The 22413-nt window shown below is 72.1% G+C and carries 9 protein-coding genes; 6 read left to right on the forward strand and 3 right to left on the reverse strand.

Annotated elements, in window-relative coordinates:
* Position 1: 1 nt before the first annotated feature.
* Positions 2-1168 (forward strand): hypothetical protein, encoded by a 1167-nt coding sequence (locus IPJ78_06250; GenBank protein ID MBK7906154.1) that lies wholly within the window; start codon positions 2-4, stop codon positions 1166-1168.
* Here the strand turns inward: IPJ78_06250 and IPJ78_06255 are convergent.
* Positions 1104-2843: an amidohydrolase gene (locus IPJ78_06255; GenBank protein ID MBK7906155.1), complete on the reverse strand. Its 1740-nt coding sequence runs from the start codon at positions 2841-2843 to the stop codon at positions 1104-1106. The genes IPJ78_06250 and IPJ78_06255 overlap by 65 nt on opposite strands.
* Complete coding sequence (locus IPJ78_06260) at positions 2844-4004, reverse strand: aminotransferase class V-fold PLP-dependent enzyme (GenBank protein ID MBK7906156.1); 1161 nt, start codon at positions 4002-4004, stop codon at positions 2844-2846.
* A 179-nt stretch (positions 4005-4183) separates the two neighbouring features.
* Between IPJ78_06260 and IPJ78_06265 the strand changes: the two genes are divergently transcribed.
* Positions 4184-5470, forward strand: a complete 1287-nt coding sequence (locus IPJ78_06265; protein ID MBK7906157.1) for a hypothetical protein — start codon at positions 4184-4186, stop codon at positions 5468-5470.
* Here IPJ78_06265 and IPJ78_06270 read toward each other — a convergent pair.
* Positions 5442-6896, reverse strand: a complete 1455-nt coding sequence (locus tag IPJ78_06270) for a carboxypeptidase regulatory-like domain-containing protein (GenBank protein ID MBK7906158.1) — start codon at positions 6894-6896, stop codon at positions 5442-5444. The two genes, IPJ78_06265 and IPJ78_06270, sit on opposite strands and share 29 nt — an antisense overlap.
* A gap of 107 nt (positions 6897-7003) precedes the next feature.
* Here IPJ78_06270 and IPJ78_06275 point away from each other — a divergent pair, with 107 nt between their 5' ends.
* The 4 genes from IPJ78_06275 to IPJ78_06290 all read left to right on the forward strand — a co-directional run.
* Entirely contained in the window at positions 7004-7603 is a 600-nt protein-coding gene (locus tag IPJ78_06275; protein ID MBK7906159.1) for a YdeI/OmpD-associated family protein, read from the forward strand.
* Entirely contained in the window at positions 7600-8727 is a 1128-nt protein-coding gene (locus tag IPJ78_06280; GenBank protein MBK7906160.1) for an alkaline phosphatase family protein, read from the forward strand. The genes IPJ78_06275 and IPJ78_06280 overlap by 4 nt, the downstream gene beginning before the upstream one ends.
* Positions 8728-8893: 166 nt before the next feature.
* The gene (locus IPJ78_06285; GenBank protein ID MBK7906161.1) at positions 8894-20203 is read left to right on the forward strand and encodes an Ig-like domain-containing protein; all 11310 of its coding nucleotides are present in this window, start codon (positions 8894-8896) and stop codon (positions 20201-20203) included.
* A 95-nt stretch (positions 20204-20298) separates the two neighbouring features.
* Positions 20299-22413: Ig-like domain-containing protein (locus tag IPJ78_06290; GenBank protein MBK7906162.1), on the forward strand; the 2115-nt coding region annotated here is incomplete at its 3' end.

Raw genomic sequence — 22413 nt, forward strand, 5'->3', positions numbered from 1 at the left:
CATGCATCTCACTCCGCACCGCGCGCTTCACCCTCTGTCTCGTGCCATGGTCGCTTCGTGGTGCGCAATCGCGTCGATTTCCCTTGGATCGGCGAACGCACAGCAGCTGGTGACAGTGCGCGGTGCCGGAGCGACGTGCGTCAGCTGCGAGCTTCGGCTCGTTGATCCGCTGGATCTTCGGGTACCGGACACGGCCGTCGCGCTCGTTTCGCCATTCGCGTTCCAGCAGGACGAACGCGACCGGTACTATTTCAACGACCCCTTCGGCACTCTTGGTGTCCGTGTGTTCGATAGCGCTGGGCGCTACTTGCGCACCCTCGGCAGGCGGGGGCAGGCGCCAGGCGAGTTCCTCTTCATCAACGCGATCCTGCCGTCACGCGGCGACACGCTCCACGCGTTCGGGAACGCCCATTGGACCTTCGCTGCGGACGGTCGCCACCTTCGCACGCAGGCACTTCCCGATCTCATGACGGTCTCTCGAATGATCACGCTACGTGATCGCAAGCGACTCGCGGTTGGGAGCGTCAACTCCGCGGATGCATACGGACAGCCGTTCCATATCCTCGGGGCCGATGGGAGCATCGAACGGTCCTTCGGACTGCCCGCGCGCGCCTCCGTGGTCAGCGCCTGGTCGAGTCAGCGGGCCGTGGCTCCATACGGCCCCGCGGGCTTCATCAGCGCGAAAGTCAATCAGTACGAGCTCGAGATCTGGACGTCGGATGGTCAATTGAATCGCACGCTGAGCAGAGACGCGGAGTGGTTCCAACCGTGGACCAGTTGGAACAGCCGCTCGGATCAACGACCACCACCTCCACGGCTGATGTCGATCGCAGTGGACGAGTCGGGCCTCGTCTGGACGCTCATCTCCGTGGCGGACGCTGCCTGGGCCCCGGCCGCGGCGACCGGGCGCGAAGGAGGCATGCCGAGCACCGGAGAGTTGGGTCGTCGATTCGACTCGATCATCGAGGTTCTGGATCCGGTGGCGGGCAAGATCGTCTGGTCCGGGCGATTCAGTCAGATGCTGATAGCGCTGGTGAAGCCCGGTGTCGCGATCGAGAACGTCGAGACGGAGGAAGGAGAGGTCGTCGTGCGGGTGTGGAAGGTCACCCCGCCGGCTCGAGCTCCGGATGCACCGTCCGCCCGCCGACCACCGTCCGCACGACCTTGATGTCCTTGATCGTGTCGGGCGGCACGTCGTGCGGGTCCTTCTCGAGGATCACGAAGTCCGCGAGCTTCCCCGCAGTGATCGTCCCCTTGGTCCGCTCCTCGTATGAGGCATAGGCGCCGTTCCGCGTCGTGATCAGCAACGCCTCGTCGAGCGTCACCTTCTGGTTGGGGCCCCACTCCTTCCCGCGATAGTCCTTCCGCGTCACCATCGACTGCAGCGCCATCAGCGGCTCGAACGGCCCCGGCCCGTAGTCGCTCGCGCCCACCACGCGGATCCCCGCGTCGAGGAACGACCGGTGCGCGAACATCATCCGCATCTTCTCGTCGCCGTACTGCTCCCACTTCTCGCCATGGTAGTAGGCGTAGGTCCAGAACGGCGTCGGGATGATCCCGCCCTTCGCGATCCGTGAGAGGATGGACGGCGTGACCAGCGAGCAGTGCTCGATCCGGTGCCGGCGGTCCGACCGGGGCCACTGCGCCGCGGCCCGCTCGTAGGCGTTCAGGACCATCTCGATCGCCGTGTCGCCGTTCGCGTGGATCCCCACCTGCCAGTTGTTGCGCTGCGCGTCGTCCACCGCGTCGTGGATCTCCTGCTGCGTCATCGTCTGGATGCCGTGGTCGGTCGTGCCCACGTACGGCGTGCTCATGAGCATCGTCCGCTCGGAGGCCGAGCCGTCGGCCGCGTACTTCACCCCGCCGATGCGGATCACGTCGTCGCCGAAGCCGGTGTGGATGCCCGCATCCCGGAGCTGCGTGTACGCGCCGCGGATCATCAGGTACGCGCGATGGCGCAGCGACCCCTCGGCGCGCGCATCCTCGTACGCCTTGATCGAGGCGCTGTTGGAACCCGCCGAGTGCACCGTGGTGAGTCCGGCGGCGGTCATGAGCTTGGAGATGTGCGCCATCCCCTGCCGCGCGCGGTCCCGCTGCTGCTCCGGCGTGAACCGCTCCCGCGTGCCGACGCGGGTGAAGACGTTGCGCGCCAGCTCCGCCACGCGGCCGTTGTGCGCGCCGCTCGCGTCGCGGAAGAAGCGGCCGTGGTCCGGGTCCGGCGTCTCCCGCGTGACGCCCGCGAGCTCGAACGCCTTCGCGTTGTAGAAGCTCGTATGCCCGCCGCGGTGGTTCACCGCGATGGGGTGTCGCGTGGAGACCGCATCGAGGTGCGCCATGGTGAGCGGCACGTCGAGCTTGGTGTCGTCGAACATCGCGCCGACCACCCAGGTCCCCTCTGGTGTCGTCGCCGCGCGCGCACGGAGGTTCGCCTGCAGCTCCGCGAGGGTGCGCACGTTCGCGTTCGCCTCGAACAGCTCCGACACGCCGCTCGGGTGGCTGTGGCAGTCGATGAACCCCGGCACGACGCACATCCGCGCGCCGTCGATCACGCGCGTGCGGGAGGTCGCGAGATTCCGGATGTCGGCATTCGAGCCCACCGCGAGGAAGCGGCCCTCCTTCACCGCGAACGCCTCGGCGCGCGGCAGCGCCGCGTCCTGCGTCAGCACGCGCGCGTTCACGACGATGAGGTCCGCCTCGATCCCGCCGCCGCGCACCGGCTGTGGCGGCCCGGGGTCGGCACGCCACGGGGCCGGGAGCGCCGGCAACCGCGAGGCGCCGAGGGCGCCGGCGAGCACCGCGCTCAATCCGAAGAACTCCTTTCGCGAGATCGGTCCCTTGGACATCTATCGGCGCTCCGCGGCGAGGGTACGTACGGCTTCGATGAAGAGGTCGATCTCGTCGAGCTTGGTGAAGACGTTCGGCGTCACGCGGATGCACTCGAACTCGTTCGCGACGAACCGCGGGCGCACATGGATGCGCCACCGCCGCTGCAGGTCTTCCGTGAGCCGCTGCGCGCCGACGCCCTCGAGTGACATCGCGCCGAGCGCGCAGGCCTGCGCCGGGTCGAAGCTCGTGAGGAGCTTCACGCCCGGCACCGACTCCACGGCCCGCATCCAGCGCTCGCGCAGGTAGCGCAAGCGCTCGGCTTTCCGCTCGGCGCCGATCTCCTCATGGAACGCGAGTGCATCGGAGAGCGCGGTGCGGAGCGAGATCGGATACGTCCCGATCGACTCGAACTTCCGGATGTCCTTGTCCTGCCCCGGGTCGGCGGCCATGAGCGGCCAGATCCGCTCGATCAGTGGCTGGCGCACGTAGAGCAACCCGTTCCCCACCGGCGCGCAGAGCCACTTGTGCAGCGACGAACCGTAGACGTCGCACCCGAGGTCGGCGATGGTGAAGGGGAAGTGCGCGAAGGTGTGCCCGCCGTCCACGATGGTGACGATCCCGCGGCGGCGCGCCTCGTCGCAGATGCGCTTCACCGGGAAGATCTGCCCCGTCGTGTACGTCATGTGGCAGATGTGGATCACCTTCGTCCGCGCCGTGACCGCCGAGAAGACGCGATCGTACAGCGTGTCCATCGACGGCGGCGGGGTGGGGAAGCTCACGAGCTTGAGCACCACGCCGTCGCGCCGCTCGCGCTGCCGCCAGGCGGTGATCATCCGCGGATAGTCCTGCGTGGTGCTCACGATCTCGTCGCCGCGCTGCAGGGGGAGCCCGAGCTGCGCGATCTGCAGCGACTCGCTGGTGTTGCGCGTGAGCGCGAGCTCGTCGGTGCTGCAGCCGAGGACCGCGGCGAGGCGACGGCGCACGAGCTCCACCTCGGGGTAGAGCATCTCGTCCACGTAGTAGGACGGGCTCATGTTCGTGAGCGTCCAGTAGCGCTGCATCGCGTCGGAGACGACGCGCGGCGCGGGGCTGACGCTCCCCGAGTTGAGGTTCACGTGGTTGGCGTCGAGCGAGAAGGCGGCCCGGACGCGGAGCCAGTAGCTCTCGTCCTCGGCCACGGCGCGCGCGGAGCGGCCGAGGACGGCGAGATTGGCCTCGCGGAGCAGCGCGGTCGCGCCGGCGTCGAGGACGACGGGGGTGCCGCTCAGGGCGGCGACGAAGGATCGGCGGTCCATGGGGCAGAACGTACCACCGACCGGACTCGCGCGCCTCCCGGGGGCGACCCTACCTTCCCCGCATGCGCCCCAGACTGCTCCTCCCCGTCCTGCTCCTCCTCGGCGTCGTCATCTACTTCGCCAAGCGCCCGGTGGACCTCGATGCGGCCGCGCGCCGCTTCGTCATCCTCGGCATCGCCCTCGGCAAGCACGACCCCGCCTACGTGGACGCGTACTACGGGCCCGACACGCTCAAGGCGATCGGCGAGCGCATCGGCGATTCGCTCGACGTTCCGGCGATCCGCGTCGTGGCCGAGTCGCTCCTCGCCTTCATCGGGGATTCCACCGGGGTCAAGCGCGACAGCCTCACGCGCCTCCGCCATGCGAACCTCCGCGGCCAGGTCACCGCGATGATCGCGCGCGCCCGCTTCCTCGAAGGGGACACGCTTGCCTTCGACGACGAGGCGCGCGCCCTCTTCGGGGCCGTTCCACCCACGTATCCCGATACCTACTTCGATTCGCTCCTCGCCGAACTCGATGCGCTGCTTCCCGGTCGCGAACCGCTCGCCGCGCGGCTGCAGCGCTTCCGCGCGCGCGTCACCATCCCGCCCGCGAGGGTCGACACCGTCTTCAAGCGCGCCATCGCCGAGTGCCGCGCGCGGACGCAGCGGCACCTCCTGCTCCCGCCCAACGAGCGCTTCGACCTCGAGTACGTGCAGGGCACCAGCTGGAACGCCTACAACTGGTACAAGGGGCGCTACCACTCGCTCATCCAGGTCAACACCGATCTCCCGATCGCGATCGACCGCGCGCTCGACCTCGCCTGTCACGAGGGCTATCCCGGGCATCACGTCTACAACGCGCTCATCGAGGAGACGCTCGTGGACGGGAAGGGGTGGGTGGAGTTCTCGCTCTATCCGCTCTACTCGCCGCAGTCGCTCATCGCCGAAGGGAGCGCCAACCTCGGTATCGACATGGCCTTCCCGGCGGCGGAGCGCCTCGCGTTCGAGCGCGACTCGCTCTTTCCGCTCGCGGGACTCGACCCGTCGCTCGCCGAGACGAACGCGCGCGTGAGCCGCATCAACGAGCGCCTCAACTACGCCCGGAACGAGGTCGCGAGGCGCTACCTCGGCGGCCAGCTCGACCGCGCCGGCGCCGAGGCGGCGATGGCCCGCTATTGGCTGAGCACGCCGGACGCCGCGGCCAAGACGGTGCGGTTCATCGACACCTACCGCAGCTACGTGATCAACTACAACTACGGCCGCGATCGCGTGCAGCAGTGGGTCGAGGCCAGGGCCGGCGCCGAACCCGACGCGCGGTGGAAGGCCTACGAGGCGCTGCTCAGGGCGCCGGCGAGCGCGATACGGTGACGATCGTCCCGGCGGCGGGGAGCGTGAAGGGGATCGTGCGCTCCTGACCGCGTGCCTCCCAGCGCAGCGTGAGGTCGCGCCGCGCCGGGAGGTCGCACACCAGGAACCCGCCGCGCTCGTCGGTGAACGCCTCGCGCAGATGCTCGCGCTTGGTGAAGAGCGTGCGGTCCACCACCACCGGCTCATCCCACGTGACGCGCACGAGGATCCCGCTCACCGACTCCGAATCGACCTGGGCGAGCACGCCGCGGGCCGCGCCGGTGTTCTGCCGCCCGAGGCGCTCCGCGCAGGCGCGGCCGAACTCGCTCGTGGCGAGCGCGCCCTCCACGGGGTCGGCGCGCATGAGGGGCGCCTGCTCATGCAGCACGGCGAGCACCCGCCCGCCGCTCACGCGATGCCCCACGATGTCGATGAGCGTCATGGAGGTGCGCACCAGCGTCGTCGCACCGTCGCTCGTGCGGTAGCCGAGCAGCGGGAAGCGGTGGTACCAGCGCGTGACGAGCCAGTCGCCGTTGGTGAGCGGGAGGAACTCGAGCACACCACCCGCGGCGGCCAACCGCTCCTCGTCGCGCAATCCCTGGTATGTGAACTCCACGCGCTGGAGCGCGAGGGTGCGCGCCTCGAGCACGTACGCCCCTTCGAGGTCGACCAGGCCGCGCCGCTCGCGCGCCGGCCGGAACGCGAGACGCACGACGCTGTCGCCCTGCGGTTGCGCGGTGAAGCAGTGCGTGGACGTGAACCACTCCGAGGCGAGCAACGCCGGTTCCGGCGCGCGGAAGACGCGTTCCCCACCGATGGTCGCGAAGAACCCGCCCGCCTCGAGCTCCTCCGAGGTGGTTGCACGGAACAGGGACGGCAAGGCGCCCGTCCCGCGGCGCATCACCGAGCGGAGCGTGTCCTCGCCGGTCTTGGCCACCCGGTGCTCGAAGGTCGCGAAGCGCGTGCTCACGTCGTTGCGCGCGATCATCGACTGCGCCGCGAGCAGCACCTTCCGCACCTCGCCGAGCGCGGTCGCGAGCCCCGCGCGCTCCTCGGCGTTGCCACGCCCGCAGGTCGTCGCGCCACGGCGCAGCGCCGGGATGCGGATGGGCGTCGCGCCGAGCACCGCCACGAGGTCCGCGACCTCATCGCCGGCGAGCCGTCGCGTCGCGGCGACCGTCGGCGCGAAACCCGTGCGGTGCAGGGTGAGCGTGAGCGTGCGCGCCGAATCGACGAAGAGTGCGAACCGCCCCTCGACGCCGCTCACGCCCTGCGCGACCTCGCGGCCCGCCGAGTCCGAGACGACGACGAGGACCCCGGCGACCGGCGTCGCGCCGTCGGGGAGGACCACGGTGCCCATGAACTGCTGCGCGTGAAGCGCCGGCGCGGTCGCGAGGGCGACGAGCGTCGCCAGCAGCAGGCGGGAACGCGAGGGGCGATGGGGCATGGCGGAACCGTATGGGGGCACCACACCGATACGCAAGCGCGACGGCGACGCGTTGACACCCGTGCCCGGGACTCGTAGCTCTCCCCCGACCCACATCGGAGCACCGCATGGCGAGCCGGGACGAGCGCATCGACGCCTACATCGCGAAGGCCCAGCCCTTCGCCGTGCCGATCCTGGGGCATCTGCGGGCGATCGTGCACGCCGCTTGCCCCGAGGTGGAGGAGACCATCAAGTGGAGCTTCCCGAACTTCATGTATCGCGGGAGCATCCTCTGCAGCATGGCGGCCTTCAAGGCGCACTGCGCCTTCGGGTTCTGGCGCGGACGGCAGCTCGCCGGCGTCACGGACCAGCACGGCGCGGTGATGGGCGACTTCGGCCGCATCGGGTCGCTCAAGGACCTGCCGTCGAAGACCCGTCTCATGGCACTCGTGAAGGCCGCGATGCGGCTCAACGAGGCGGGGGTGAAGCGGGTCGCCAAGAAGAAGGCCGCCCCCCGCAAGCCGCTCCCCGTCCCGAAGGACCTCGCGGCCGCCCTCGGTCGCGACGCGAAGGCCAGGCAGACGTTCGAGGCCTTCTCCCCCAGCCACCGGCGCGACTACATCGAGTGGATCACCGAGGCGAAGACCGATGCGACGCGTGCACGGCGCCTCGCGACGACGCTCGAGTGGCTCGCCGAGGGAAAATCCCGCAACTGGAAGTACGAATGATCCGTCGTCCGCGCGGCATCGCCGCCGCACTTGTCGTGTCGGCGCTCGTCTCCCTCGCGATCCCCGGTTCGTCGGCCGCCGCCCAGCGCCGGACGGAGAACGTCGTGCTCATCGTCACCGACGGGCTGCGATGGCAGGATCTGTATCGCGGACCAGAGCGGCGCTTGATGAGTCGCGCGCTCGGCGGCGTCGGCGACACGACCGAGCTCATCCGTGAGTTCTGGCGCGACGACCCGAAGGAGCGGCGCGCTCGGTTGTTCCCGTTCCTCTGGGGCGAGGTCGCCGCGAAGGGCGCGCTCTTCGGGAACCAGGACGTGGGCAGCGTGGCCCGCATCACCAACACCTACAAGTTCTCGTATCCGGGATACTCGGAGCTCCTCACCGGCTTCTTCGATCCGCGGATCGACAGCAACGGCTATCCCGCCAATCCCAACGTCACCGTCCTCGAGTGGCTCGCCAGGCAGCCGCGCTTCCGCGGGAAGGTCGGGGCGATCGCCACCTGGGATGTCATCAGCAACGTGATCAATGAGGCGCGCGCCGGGATCGACGTGCTCGATGGATGGGAGGAGCCCTTCCCGGGAGCGCAGGGTCGCGACCCGCGGCGCGCGATGGTCAACGAGCTCTATCGCACGAGCCTGCGCTACTGGGACGAGGTCGCGTTCGACGCGCCGATGCAGCTCGCGACCAAGGAGTACATCCGGCTCAAGCAGCCGCGGGTGCTGTTCGTGGGCTACGGCGAGACGGACGAATGGGCGCATGCGCGGCGCTACGACCTCACGCTCCGTTCGGCGCACGCGGTGGACGCCTTCATCGCCGACCTCTGGCGGTACATGCAGGGGATGCGGCAGTACCGCGGCAAGACGACGTTCATCATCACGACCGACCACGGGCGCGGGAGCGGTGGGGATGACTGGACGTCGCACGGGGAGCGGGTCGACGGCGCCGAGGACATCTGGGTGGCGGTGCTTGGCCCTGACACCCCGCATCTTGGCGAGATCCGCGGCGGAAAGGCCATCAAACAGGGACAGGTAGCCGCCACCATAGCGGCACTTCTCGGGTTGGAGGCCGATTTCGTCCGATTCTCTCCCGGGTCGGCTCCCTCCATTAGAGAGGTCGTCCGCTAGCCGCCGCGATCGGCGAGCACGCCATTTGCGTTACCAATCCACTGGGCACTCTTCCTTGGAGTGCAGGCTCGGCTAGTTTCTTCTGCCTAGTGGCTTTGGAGTCCTGATTGCTCGGTCGGCATCTGCCGGTCCTGGGTGGCCCCGCGATGGTTCGGAGGCCAGCCGGGTGACCGGCGTCTCCCTGAAGGCGCGGCGTCGCGTCGCGAGTCTCGCGGTCCTATTGGCCGCGAGCTCTCTCACGACCTGCCGACTCGACGACCTCCTCACACCCGGGGAGATCGGCGCGCTCGCGGCCACCCCCACCGAACTCGCCGACTCCGCCCTCGCCGGCAGCACCGCGCTCCGGCAGTACGATGTCGCGCTCCGCGTCGATGGCACCGGCGAACGACTCCGCTTCGCCGTCGCCGCCGAACTCGGCAGCAGCTGGATCGTGCTCGGCCCCGCCACCGGGACCGCCCCGGGCACCTACAGCCTCTCGGTCGATCCCACCGGGCTCGCCGTCGGCGAGTACGTCGATACCATCCGCTTCACCGCCGAAGGGCCCGACGCCAAGCAGTTGCGCGTCCCCGTGCGCTTCAAGCTGCTCCCCTGCACCGTCACCGATCTCGGCGCGCTGCCGGCCTCGGTGAACGGCACGCTCTCGACCGCCGACTGCGCGTCGCCGCGCTTCACCGATCGCTTCGCGCGCCGCTATCGCATCACCGCGCTGGCCAACGACTCCATCACCGTCCAGCTCGGATCGACCGCCTTCGGGCCCTCGGTCGCCATCGAACGCGTCGGGACGCCCGCGCCCCTCGCGACGAGCACCACCTGTTCCGTCGCGACGGCCGCCGCCTGCGTGCGCTACCTGCATCTCGCGACCGCCGGCGACTACATCATCGAGGCCACCACCAACGGCGCGCGCGCGACCGGCGCCTTCACGCTCTCCGCGTCGCGCCCGCGACCGCCGACGGCCCCCGCGTCACTCGCGCAGCTCACCACGGCTCCACCGGTGACGCCGGTCGCCCTCGCCGGCACGCTCTCGGCCACGCAACTCACGTTGCAGGCCGCCGTCAGCGATCCCGATGGCGACTCGCTCCGGCTCGAGGTCGAGCTCCGTCCCATCGGCAATGCGCTCACCGGCACGGCGACGCATACGAGCGCGCTCGGCATCGGGACGCTCGCGGTCACCGCGACCAGCCTCGCGGATGGCACGGCGTATCGCTGGCGCACGCGCGCCGTCGACGTCACCGGGCGCGCGAGCGCCTGGACCGAGTTCGGCGGCAACGCGGTCGATGCCCCGGACTTCACCGTCGCCGTGCCCGAAGCACCGGGCGTGCCCACCGGGCTCGCCCAGCGCAAGGATGACGGCGTCACCGACATCGCGCTCGGCGGCACCACCGACGAATCGGTCGTGCGTCTTGGCGCGACCGTCACCGACAACGATCCCACCGACCAGATCCGCCTCGAGGTCGAGGTGCGTCCGCTCGGCCAGGCCCTCACGAACACGGCGACCGCCTCGAGCATCCCCGTCACCTCGGGGACCTTCGCCGTCGTCGCCGTCTCGGGTCTCGTCGATGACGTCGGCTATCGCTGGCAGGTGCGCGCCGTCGACCAGACCGGACGGGCGAGCGCGTGGGTCCGTTTCAGTCCCTCCGGCGAGACCTTCCGCGTCGCGCTGCCGCCCACGCAGCTCGCCTTCGTGGTGGGACCGAGTACGGCGGCGGCCGGCGCGGCGATCGGACCCGCCGTGCAGGTGGCCGCCCGTGATGCCGGCGGCGCGACGCTCACGAGCTACACCGGACCGATCACCATCGCCCTCGGCGACAATCCGGAATCGGCCGCACTCACCGGCACGCTCACCACGAGCGCGGTGGCGGGCGTCGCGACCTTCGCCGACCTGCGCCTCGATCGCGCGGGCACGGGCTACACCTTCATCGCCTCGGCGAACGCCGGCGCGCTCACGACCGAATCGGATCCGTTCTCGATCGGCGCCGGCAGTGCGCAGACGCTGGCCTTCACCGTCGGCCCGAGCGCGGCGGTGGCGGGCGCGTCGCTCTCGCCCGCGATCGTCGTGTCGGCGCGCGATGCCTTCGGCAACGTGGCCACCGGCTTCAACGGGAGCGTGTCGCTCGCCCTCGGCGCGAACGGCGCCGGTGCGACGCTGCTCGGGACGACCACGGTCGTCGCGGTCAACGGGATCGCGACCTTCGGCACGGTCCGGGTGGAGCGCGCGGCGGCCGGGCTGACGCTCGTCGCGAGCGCGGGCGGGTTCACCGACGCGACGAGCGCCGCCTTCACCGTCAGCGCGGCGAGCGCGACCACGTTGCGGTTCACGTCAGCGCCGTCCACCACCGCTTCCGCGGGCGTGCCGTTCGCGACGCAGCCGGTGGTGGTGCTCGACGACCAGTTCGGCAATCGCGTCGCGACCGCCGGGGTCGTCGTGACGGCGGCGGTCGCCTCTGGCACGGGCGCGACGCTCGCGAATGCCCAGGCCACGACCGATGCGACCGGCACGGCGACGTTCAGCGGTCTGACGATCACCGGCCCGAGTGGCGCGTACACGCTCGCATTCGCGGCATCGGGCCTCACGGGCGTCTCGTCGGGGTCGATCACGCTGGCGGCGGGCGGCCCGGCGCGGCTCGCGCTCGCGACCGCTCCGTCGCCGACGGTCACCAACGGTGCCGCGTTCCCCGTGGCGCCGGTCGTGCGCCTCGAGGATGCGGCGGGGAACGTGGTCGCACAGGCCGGCGTCGCGGTCGCCGTCGCACTCGCCTCCGGCGCCCCGGCGCTGAGCGGCACCCCGACGGTGCTCACCGACGCGAACGGACAGGCGTCGTTCACCGACCTCGTGCTCACCGGCGCGACCGGTGCGCGCACCCTCGCGTTCAGTGCCGCCGGCCTCGCCGGCGTGACGAGCGGCGCGATCAGCGTCATCGCGGGGTCGGCGACCGAGATGCTGGCGGTCGCGGGTGATGGGCAGTCGGCCACGGCAGGCAGCGCGGTCGCCATCGCCCCGTCGGTGCGTGTGCGTGACGAGAGCCAGAACCCCGTCGCCGGCGTGGACGTGACCTTCGCCGTCACGTCGGGCGGCGGCAGCATCGTGCCCGCAGCGACCGTGACGACCGACGCGAACGGTCTCGCCACGCTGACGTCGTGGACGCTCGGCGCGTCCGTCGGCACCAACACGCTCGAGGCGAGCGTCGCGGGCCTCACCGGCAGTCCGGTGCTCTTCACCGCGACGGGCACGGCCGGCGGCGCGACGCAGCTCGCGATCTCCGGCGGCGACAACCTCACCGGTCCGGTGGGCACCACGCTCGGCACCGCGCACGAGGTGCGCGTGACCGACGCGAACGGCAATCCGGTCGCCGGCGTGAGCATCACCTGGGCGGCGGTCGGCGGCGGCTCCGTCGCGCCGCTCGCCTCGGTCACCGACGCCGATGGCCGCGCGACCGCGGTGCGAACGCTCGGCGGGACGGCCGGTGCGCAGACGACCACCGCCTCGACGACGATCGGCGGTGGCCCGATGAGCGTCACCTTCACGGTGACCGCGACCGTCGGCGGCGCGACGCAGATGGCGCTCGCCGGTGGTGACCTCCAGGTCGACAGCGTCGGCTCCACCCTCGCGACGCCGCTCGCCGTGGTCGTCCGCGATGCGCTCAACAATCCGGTCCCCGGTGTCCTGATCTCGTGGGCGGTGGTCGATGGCGGCGGCAGTGTCGCGCCCGCCACCTCGACCACCGATGCCGCCGGCATCGCGACCGCGTCGTGGACGCTCGGCACCACGACGAGCGCGACCGACAGCACGCAGCTCGCGCGCGCGTCGGGCGTGGGCTCCCCGGTGAACTTCGTCGCGACCTCACGTCCTGGCGGCGTGAGCGTCGCGCAGACGACGGTCGCGGTGTCGCCCGCCTCGGTCGCCGCCTCGCGCGGCACGCCGGCGACGGTCACCGTCACCGCGCGCGACCGCTTCGGCAACATGGTCCCCGGCCGCACCGTCTCGCTCAGCGCGAACGGCGTGGGCAACACCATCGCGCAGCCCGCGGCGGTCACGGGGGCCAACGGCATCACCACCGGCGCGATCGGCGCGACCGCCAGTGGGGTGCGCACCATCGTCGCGAGCGTCGACGGGCTCACCGTCACGCAGCAGCCCACGCTGCTCGTCACCGCGGCCCCCGCGTCGGCGGTGGTCTTCACGAGCGTGCCGGCGACCGCGGTCTCCGGCGCCTCGCTCACGCCGGCCCCCGAGGTCGGCGTCGTCGACTCGCTCGGCAACCGCAACTTCACCTTCGTCGGGGCCATCACGCTCGGCCTCGCGGTGAATCCGGTGAGCGGCACGCTGAGCGGGACGCTCACGCGCAACGCCATCGCGGGCATCGCCACCTTCCCGGGCCTCGCGCTCGATCGCGCGGGCGCCGGCTACGTCCTCGTCGCGACCTCCGCCGGTCTCAACGGCGCGACGAGCGGCGCCATCGACGTCACCGCCGGCGGCGTCTCCGCCGCGCGGTCGCTGCTCACCGTCTCGACCGGCACGCTCGTGGCGGGGCTCGACACCGCGACCATCACCGTGACCGCGCGCGATGCGGCCGACAATCCCGTCGCCGGCGCCACCGTCACGCTCGCCGCGACCGGCGCCGCCAGCGCGCTCGAGCAGCCGCTCGCCGTCACCGACGCCAACGGCGTCGCGACGGGGCGCGTGAGTGCGACGCTGAGCGGGGCGCACACGATCTCCGCGACCATCGGCGCCGTCGCGGTCACGCAGACGCAGGTGGTGACCGTCGCGCCTGCGGCCGCCTCGGGCACCCTCTCCACGCTGACCGCGCTCCCGACGACGATCTCCGCGGGCGGCCAGACGAGCACGGTGACCGTCACCGCGCGCGACGCCTTCGGGAATGTCATCCCGGGCGCCACCGTCGTGCTCGCGGCGACCGGGGCGGGCAACACGATCGTCCAGCCCGGCGCGACCGACGCGAATGGCCAGGCGACCGGCACGCTCGCCTCGACCGCGGCCGGCACCAAGACCGTCACCGCGACCGTGAACGGCACGCCGCTGATCGCGAGCGTCGATGTCGTCATCGGCGCGGGCGCGGTCTCGAGCGCGGCCTCCACCATCGCCATCGCCCCCGACACGATCATCGCCGGCGGCGCCGCCAGCACGGTGACCGTCACCGCGCGCGACGCGAACGGCAATCCGATCGCCGGCGCCACGGTCGTGCTCGCATCGACGGGGACCGGCAACACCATCACGCAGCCCGTCGGCGTCACCGACGCGAACGGCGTCGCGACCGGCACGATCGCCGCGACCGCGAGCGGCAGCCGTTCCATCTCCGCCACCATCGGCGGCACCGCCGTCACCGCCACGGCCACGCTCGTGGTGCGGCCGGGGGCCGTCTCGCCCTCGCTCTCCACGCTCTCGCTCGACGCGACGAGCACCGCCGCCGGCGCCGCCGCGATCGCGATCACCGCGACCGCGCGCGATGCGAACGGCAACGTGATCCCCGGGCTCGCCGTCACCTTCGCGGCGACCGGCACCGGCAACACGCTCACGCAACCCGCCGCGCTCACCGACGTGAATGGTCGCGCCAGCGGTGCGATCGCCTCGACCGACGCGGGCGTGAAGACCGTCTCCGCGACGATCGACGGCGTGCCCGTCACGCAGACCGCGGACCTCACGGTGTCGGCGGGCGCGGTCTCGGCCGCGCAGTCGTCGCTCGTCGCCGCGCCCGACACGCTCAGCGCCGACGGCGGGGCGAGCACCATCACCGTCACCGCGCGCGACGCGAGCGGCAATCCGATTGCCGGCCTCGCCGTGGTGCTCGACGCGACGGGGACCGGCAACACGCTCACGCAACCCGTCGCGGTCACCGATGCCAACGGCGTGGCGACGGGCACGCTCGCGTCCACGGCGGCCGGCGCGAAGGTGATCACCGCGACCGTCGACGGCACCGCGATCGACCAGGCCGATACCGTCACCGTCACGGCGGGCGCGGTCGCGGCCGGCACGAGCACGGTCGTCGCGCTCCCCGACACGCTCAGCGCGGACGGCGGCGCGAGCACCATCACCGTCACCGCACGCGATGCGAACGGCAACCCGGTCGCCGGCCGCACGGTCGTGCTCGCCGCGACCGGCACCGGCAACACGCTCACGCAGCCCGTCGCGGTCACGGACGCGAACGGCGTCGCGACCGGTGCGCTCGCCGCGACCGGCGCCGGCGCGAAGGTCGTGACCGCGACGATCGACGGCACGCCCGTCACCGCGAGCGACACCGTCGTCGTGACGCCGGGCGCGTTCTCGGCGACGCTCTCGACCATCGCGACCTCCACGCCGACCATCTCGGCGGCCGTGGGGTCGGCGACCATCACCGTCACCGCGCATGATGCGAACGGCAACGCCATCCCCGGCCTCGCCGTGGTGCTCGCCGCGACCGGCACCGGCAACTCGCTCACGCAACCCGCCGCCGTCACCGACGCGAACGGCGTCGCCACCGGCAGCCTGAGCTCCACCGTCAGCGAGGCCAAGACCGTCTCGGCCACCGTGGGCGCCGTCGCGCTCGTCGCGACCACGACCGTCACCGTCGTCCCCGACGCCGTCTCGGCCGCGCAGTCGACCGTGAGCGTCGCGCCCGGCACCATCAGCGCCGACGGTGAGACCGCGACCGTCACCGTCACCGCGCGCGATGCGAGCGGCAACCCCGTCGCGGGCGTCTCCGTCGCGATCAGCGCGACCGGCAGCGGCAACACGATCGTCCAGCCCGTGGGCACGACCGGTGCGACCGGTGTCGCGACCGGCACCATCAGTGCGACCGCGACCGGCGCGCGCACCGTCTCGGCCACCGTCAACGGCGTCACCGTCACGCAGACCGCGGCCCTCACCGTGGCGCCCGGCGCCGTCTCGGCGAGCGTCAGCACCGTGAGCGCCGATCCGGCCTCGATCACCGCCGGCGGTGCGCCGAGCACGGTGACGGTGACCGCGCGCGATGCGAACGGCAACGTGATCCCGAGCCTCGCCGTCACCTTCACCGCGACGGGCAGCGGGAACACCCTCACGCAGCCCGCGGCGACCACCGATGCGTCGGGCATCGCGACCGGGTCGTTCACGTCGACCGCCGCGGGCGCGAAGGTCGTCGTCGCCACCGTCGGCGGTGTGGAGCTCACGCTGCGCGACACCGTGACCGTCACCGCCGCGGCGCTCTCGACGACCACGTCGACCATCGTCGCGACGCCCTCGGCCCTCACCGCCGGGACGGGCGACGCGAGCATCGCGGTCACGGTGCGCGATGCCTTCAATAACCCCGTGGCGGGCGTCACCGTGGTGCTCGCCGCGACCGGGACGGGCAACACGCTCACGCAGCCCGCGGCCGTCACCGACGCCGACGGGCTCGCGACCGGCAGCTTCGCCTCGACCGGCGCGGGACTCAAGGAACTCAGCGCCACGCTCGACGGCCAGGCGCTCGTCGCGCGCGACACCATCATCGTCGACGCGGCCGGCGTCTCGACCTCGCTGTCGTCGATCGTCGCCACGCCGGATTCGATCAGTGCCGACGGCGCCGCGAGCACCATCACCGTCACCGCGCGCGATGCCTTCGGCAATGTCGTCGCGGGCGCCAGCGTCGTGCTCGCCGCGACCGGCACGGGCAACACGCTCACGCAACCCGCGGCCGTCACCGACGCGAACGGCGTCGCGACCGGGTCGCTCACCTCGACCGCGGTCGGCAGCAAGGTCGTCACGGCGACCGTCGCCGGCGCGGCGCTGGTGCCGACCGACACCGTAATCGTCGTGCCCGGCGCGATCTCGGCCGCGACCTCGACCGTCGCCGCCGCGCCCGCGACGATAGCCGCCGACGGCGGCGCGAGCACCGTGACCGTCACGGCGCGCGACGCGAACGGCAACCTGATCCCGGGCGCGACCGTCGTGCTCGCCGCGACCGGTACAGGCAACACCCTCACGCAGCCCGCTACCGTCACCGACGCGAACGGCGTCACGACCGGATCGTTGAGCTCGACGTCGGCCGGCGCGAAGGTCGTCAGCGCCACCATCGGCGGCGTGGGCGTCACGCAGACCGATACCGTGACCGTGACCGCGGGCAACGTCTCGGCCGCGCTCTCGACCGTCGCCGGAGCGCAATCGACGAGCATCGCCGGTGCGGCCGCCACGACCGTGACCGTGACAGCGCGCGACGCGAGCGGCAATCCCGTCGCGGGCGTCGTCGTGACCCTCGCGGCGACCGGCGCCGGCAACACGCTCACGCAGCCGGTCGGCCTCACCGACGCCAACGGTGTCGCGACCGGCGCGATCACCTCGACCGCGACCGGTGACAAGGTCGTCACCGCGACGATCGATGGCGTGGTCGCGACGCAGACCTTCACCTTCGCCGTCACGCCGGACGCCGTCGCCGCCGCGACCTCGAGCGTCGCGGCCGCGCCGACGAGCATCACCGCGGGCGGCGCCGGCAGCACCATCACCGTCACCGCGCGCGACGAGTTCGGCAACGTCGTTCCCGGCGCGACCGTCGTCCTCGCGGCGACCGGCACCGGGAACACCGTCACCGATCCGGCGGCCGTCACCGACGCGAACGGTCAGGCGACGGGCACCGTCGCCTCGACCGTGGCCGGCACCAAGACCGTCTCGGCGACCATCGATGGGGTCGCGGTCACCGCGACCGTCGATCTCACCGTCACCGCGGGGGCGGTCGACGCCGCGCTCTCCACCGTCGCGGCGGCGCCCGGCACGCTCAGCGCCGATGGCGGCGCGAGCACGATCACCATCACCGCCCGCGACGCGAACGGCAATCCGATCGCGGGCCAGGCGGTGACGCTCGCGGCCACCGGCAGCGGCAACACGCTCACGCAGCCGGTCGGCGTGACGGATGCGAACGGCCAGATCACCGGCGCCATCAGTTCGACCGGCGCCGGCACCAAGACCATCACCGCGACCATCGGCGCGACCGTCGTCACGCAGACGGCAGAAGTCGTGGTCGCCGCGGGTGCAGTGACGGCCGCGCAGTCGACGGTCAGCGCCGCGCCCACGAGCATCGTCGCCGGCGGGGCCGCGAGCACCATCACCGTCACCGCGCGCGATCAGCACGGCAATGCGGTGAGCGGGGCGAGCGTCACCCTCGCCGCGACGGGCACGAACACGCTCACGCAGCCCTCCGATACCACTGATGCGTCCGGTGAGATCACCGGCACGCTCGCGTCGACGCAGGCTGGTAACAAGGTCGTCACCGCCACGATCGGCGCGGTGACCGTCACCCAGACCGCCACGGTCACCGTGACGGCCGCCGCCGTCGACGCCGCGCAGTCCACCGTCGCCGTCTCCGACGCGACGATCGCCGCCGGCACCGGCACCTCGACGGTCACCGTCACCGCGCGCGACCAGTACGGCAACGCCGTGCCTGGTGCGACGGTCCTCATCGCGGCGACCGGGTCGAACAACACGATCACGCAGCCGAGCGGCGTGACCGACGCCAGCGGTGTCGCGACCGGCGGCTTCGCGTCGACCACGAGCGAGGCCAAGACCATCTCCGCCACCGCGGCCGGCGTCGCGATCACGCAGACGCAGGTGGTGACCGTCGTGCCTGACGTCGCGTCGGGCGCGCAGTCGAGCGTCGCCGTCTCCGCCGCGAGCTTCGTCGCCGGGGATGCCGGCATCACCGTGACCGTGACCGCGCGCGATGGCAGCGGCAATCCGGTGAGCGGGGTCAGCGTCGTGGTCTCCGCGACGGGCACCGGCAACACCATCACCGGCCCGGCCACCACCACCGACGCGAACGGCGTCGCCACCGCGACGCTCACCTCGACCGGCGCCGGCGCGAAGACCGTCTCGGCGACGGTGAACGGCGTCGCGGTCACGCAGACCCAGGCCGTGACCGTTGCGCCGGCCGCGGTCGATGGCGCGACTTCAATAGTCGTCGCGGCACCCAACTCGCTCAGCGCCGACGGCGGTGCGAGCACCGTCACGGTCACCGCGCGCGATGCGTTCGGCAACGCCGTGAGCGGCGAGACCGTCACGCTCGCCGCGTCCGGCGCGGGCAACACCCTCACGCAGCCGGTCGGGACCACCGACGCGAACGGCGAGGCCACCGGGTCCCTGAGTTCCACCGCGAGCGGCGAGAAGGTCGTCTCGGCGACCATCGGCGCCGTCGCGGTCACGCAGACCGACACCGTCACCGTCGCACCGGGCACCGTCTCGGCCGCGACCTCGACCGTCGCCGCTCTGCCGACCACGCTCACCGCCGGGTCGGGCTCGAGCACCATCACCATCACGGCGCGCGACGCCAACGGCAACGTGCTCCCCGGCGCGACGGTGACGCTCGCCGTCAGCGGCGGTGGGGCGACCCTGACGCAGCCGGCGGCCGTCACCGACGGCAACGGCGTCACGACCGGTTCGCTCGCTGCGACCACGTCCGGCGCGAAGGTGGTGACGGCGACCGTCAACGGCGTCGAGATCACGCAGACCGCGACGGTCACCGTCGGCGCGGGCGCGGTCTCGGCTGCCAACACCACCGTCAGCGCCGACGTCACCACGCTCACGGCGGGCGCGGGATCGAGCACGATCACCGTGACAGCGCGCGACGCGAACAACAACGTGATCGCCGGCCTCGCCGTCGTGCTCGCCGCGACCGGTGACGGGAACACCGTCACGCAGCCCGTCGCCGTCACCGACGCCAACGGGGTCGCGACCGGGTCGGTCAGCTCGACGGGGGCGGGGAGCAAGACCGTCTCCGCGACCGTGGACGGCACGCCGATCACGCAGACCGTCGGACTCACCGTCACCGCGGCCGCGCTGTCGGACACGGCATCGCGCGTCGTCGCGTCGGTGGCCGACTTCGTCGCGGGCGGCGGCGCGAGCGTGACCTTCACCGCGCGCGACGCCTTCGGGAATCCGCTCGAAGGTCTCCCCGTGACGTTCGCGGTCTCGGGGACCGGCAACACGCTCACACAGCCGGCCGCCGCCACCGACGCCGCCGGGCAGACGACCGGCAGCTTCACGTCCACGGACGCGGGACAGAAGATCATCACCGCGACGATCGACGGCACCGTCATCGTGCATGCCGACACGGTCGTCGTGACCGCCGGGGCGATCGACGCGGCGACCTCGACCGTCACCGCCTCGCCCACGTCGATCAGCGCCGATGGCGGCGCGAGCACGATCACCGTCACCGCGCGCGATGCGAACGGCAACCCCGTCGCCGGTGCGCCGGTCGCCGGCGACTCCGGCATGCACGAGCATGCGGTGCGCGAGGTGAGGCGACGGCAGGTCGCCTACCGGGACAAGATCTCCGTGACCAGGCACGCGGTCACACAGGGTCACCGTCACGGGGCGCGCTCTCCCACCAACTGCCCTCACCGTCTCCACCGACACGGGGGAGGCCGACGGGGAGTCAGCACGGTCACCGTCACCGCGCTCGACCAGCCGGAGGTGGGTGGGGCGGGGCGGCGGCGTGGCGCGGGCCCGGCTCGCCACCAAGCGCCACACGCCGGCGGGGGGACCTGACCGCTCGCCGACCTGGGAGCGCGGATGGTGGCGCGAGCACGATCACCGTCACCGCCCGTGATGCGAGCGGCAACCCCGTCGCCGGGGCGACCGTCGTGATCGCCGCGGGCGGCGCCGGCAACACCGTCACGCAGCCGGCCGCCGTCACTGACGCCAATGGCGAGGCGACGGGCAGCGTCGCGTCGACCGTCGTCGGTGACAAGGAGATCTCGGCCACCATCGACGGCACGCCGGTCACCGACACCGCGACGGTCACCGTCACGGTCGGCGCGCTCTCCACCGCGGCGTCCACGCTCACGCTCTCTGCCGACGCGCTCAGTGCCGACGGCGGCACCAGCTCGGTCACCGTCACCGCGCTCGATCAGAACGGCAACCCGATCAGCGGCCTGACGGTCGTGCTCGCCGCCACCGGCACCGGCAATACCATCATCCAGCCGCCGACCGTGACCGACGTGAACGGCCAGGCCGCTGGTCTCTTCTCGTCCACGGGCGCCGGCGCGCACGTCATCAGCGCCACCATCGATGCCACGCCGATCACGGCGATCGACACGGTGGTGGTGACGCCGGGTGCGGTCTCCGACGCGGCCTCCACGGTCGCGATCTCGCCGTCGTCGATCACTTCCGGCGGCTCGACGACCGTGACCGTCACGGCCCTCGACGCGAACGGCAATCCGGTCGCGGGCCAGACGGTCACGATCGCCGCCACGGGCGCCGACGCGGTCGTCACGCAGCCCCTCGCCGTCACCGACGCCGCCGGCGTTGCCACCGGCTCGGTGAGCGCCACCGTCGTCGGCAGCAAGACGATCTCGGCGACCATCGGCGCGACGGCGGTCACGCAGACGCAGGACCTCACGGTCACCGCGGCCGCCGTCTCCGCGGCGACCTCCACCGTGTCGGCGTCCCCCACCGCGATCAGCGCCGACGGCGGCACGAGCACGATCACCGTCACCGCGCGCGATGCGAGCAACAACCCCGTGGTCGGCGCGACGGTGGTCATCGCCGCGACCGGAGTCGACAACACGATCACGCAGCCGCTCGCGGTCACCGACGCCAACGGCGAGGCGACCGGCACCGTCGCGTCGACCGCCGTCGGCGACAAGGCGATCTCGGCGACCATCGATGGCACGCCCGTCACCGACACCGCGACGGTGACGGTCATCGCCGGCGCGCTCTCCACCACCGTGTCAACGCTCACGGTCTCCGACGACACCCTCAGTGCCGACGGCGGCGCGAGCACCATCACCATCACCGCGCTCGATGACTACGGCAATCCGATCAGTGGTCGGAGCGTCGTGCTCGCCGCGACCGGCACGGGGGTCTCGCTGACCCAGCCGGCAGGCGTCACCGATGCGGCAGGTCAGGTGACCGGCACGTTCGCCTCGACCGCCGCCGGATCGCACACCGTGAGCGCGACGATCGACGGCGATGCGATCACCGCGACCGCCGACATCGTCATCGTGCCGGGCGCGGTCTCCGCGGCGCAGACGCTCGTCGACGCCTCGCCCACGTCGATCACGAGCGACGCGGAGGTGAGCACCATCACCGTGACCGCGCGTGACGCGAACGACAACCCGATCCCCGGCGCGACCGTCGTGCTCGCGGCGACCGGCGCCGGCAATGCGATCACGCAGCCCGCGGGCACCACCAACGCGAGCGGCGTCGCGGCCGGCTCGCTCGCGTCGACGGCCGTCGGTGCCAAGGTCGTCTCGGCGACCGTCAACGGCGTCGCGATCACCGCGGAGCCGACCGTCACGGTGACCGTCGGGGTGGTCAGCGCGGGCGTCTCGACGCTCGTCGCCGACTCGGCCACGCTCGCGGCCGGCGGCGGGAGCACGATCATCACGGTGACCGCGCGCGATGCCGGCGGCAATCCGATCGAGGGTGCGACGGTGGTGCTCGCGGCGACGGGGACGGGCAATACCCTCACGCAGCCGGCGATCACCACCGGCGCTGATGGGACCGCGACCGGAACCCTCAGCTCCACCGACCCGGGCGCGAAGGTCATCACCGCGACCATCGACGGCACGCCGGTCACGCAGGATGCGACGGTCACCGTCGTGATCGGCCCGCCGTCGCTCGCGACGAGCCAGGTGACCGTCTCCGCCGCCACCATGACCACCGACGAGTCGGTCACCGTCACCGTGCAGCTGCGCGATATCGCCGGCAACGCGCTCTCGACCTCGGGCGGCACCGTGGCGCTCGCCACCACC

This window comes from Gemmatimonadota bacterium, from assembly GCA_016714015.1.
Taxonomy (GTDB): domain Bacteria; phylum Gemmatimonadota; class Gemmatimonadetes; order Gemmatimonadales; family Gemmatimonadaceae; genus Pseudogemmatithrix.

Excerpts from the sequence above, each read along its gene's own strand:
- IPJ78_06250 (MBK7906154.1), top strand. The coding sequence starts at position 2 with ATGCATCTCACTCCGCACCGCGCGCTTCACCCTCTGTCTCGTGCCATG.
- IPJ78_06255 (MBK7906155.1), bottom strand. The coding sequence starts at position 2,843 with ATGTCCAAGGGACCGATCTCGCGAAAGGAGTTCTTCGGATTGAGCGCG.
- IPJ78_06265 (MBK7906157.1), top strand. The coding sequence starts at position 4,184 with ATGCGCCCCAGACTGCTCCTCCCCGTCCTGCTCCTCCTCGGCGTCGTC.
- IPJ78_06270 (MBK7906158.1), bottom strand. The coding sequence starts at position 6,896 with ATGCCCCATCGCCCCTCGCGTTCCCGCCTGCTGCTGGCGACGCTCGTC.
- IPJ78_06275 (MBK7906159.1), top strand. The coding sequence starts at position 7,004 with ATGGCGAGCCGGGACGAGCGCATCGACGCCTACATCGCGAAGGCCCAG.
- IPJ78_06280 (MBK7906160.1), top strand. The coding sequence starts at position 7,600 with ATGATCCGTCGTCCGCGCGGCATCGCCGCCGCACTTGTCGTGTCGGCG.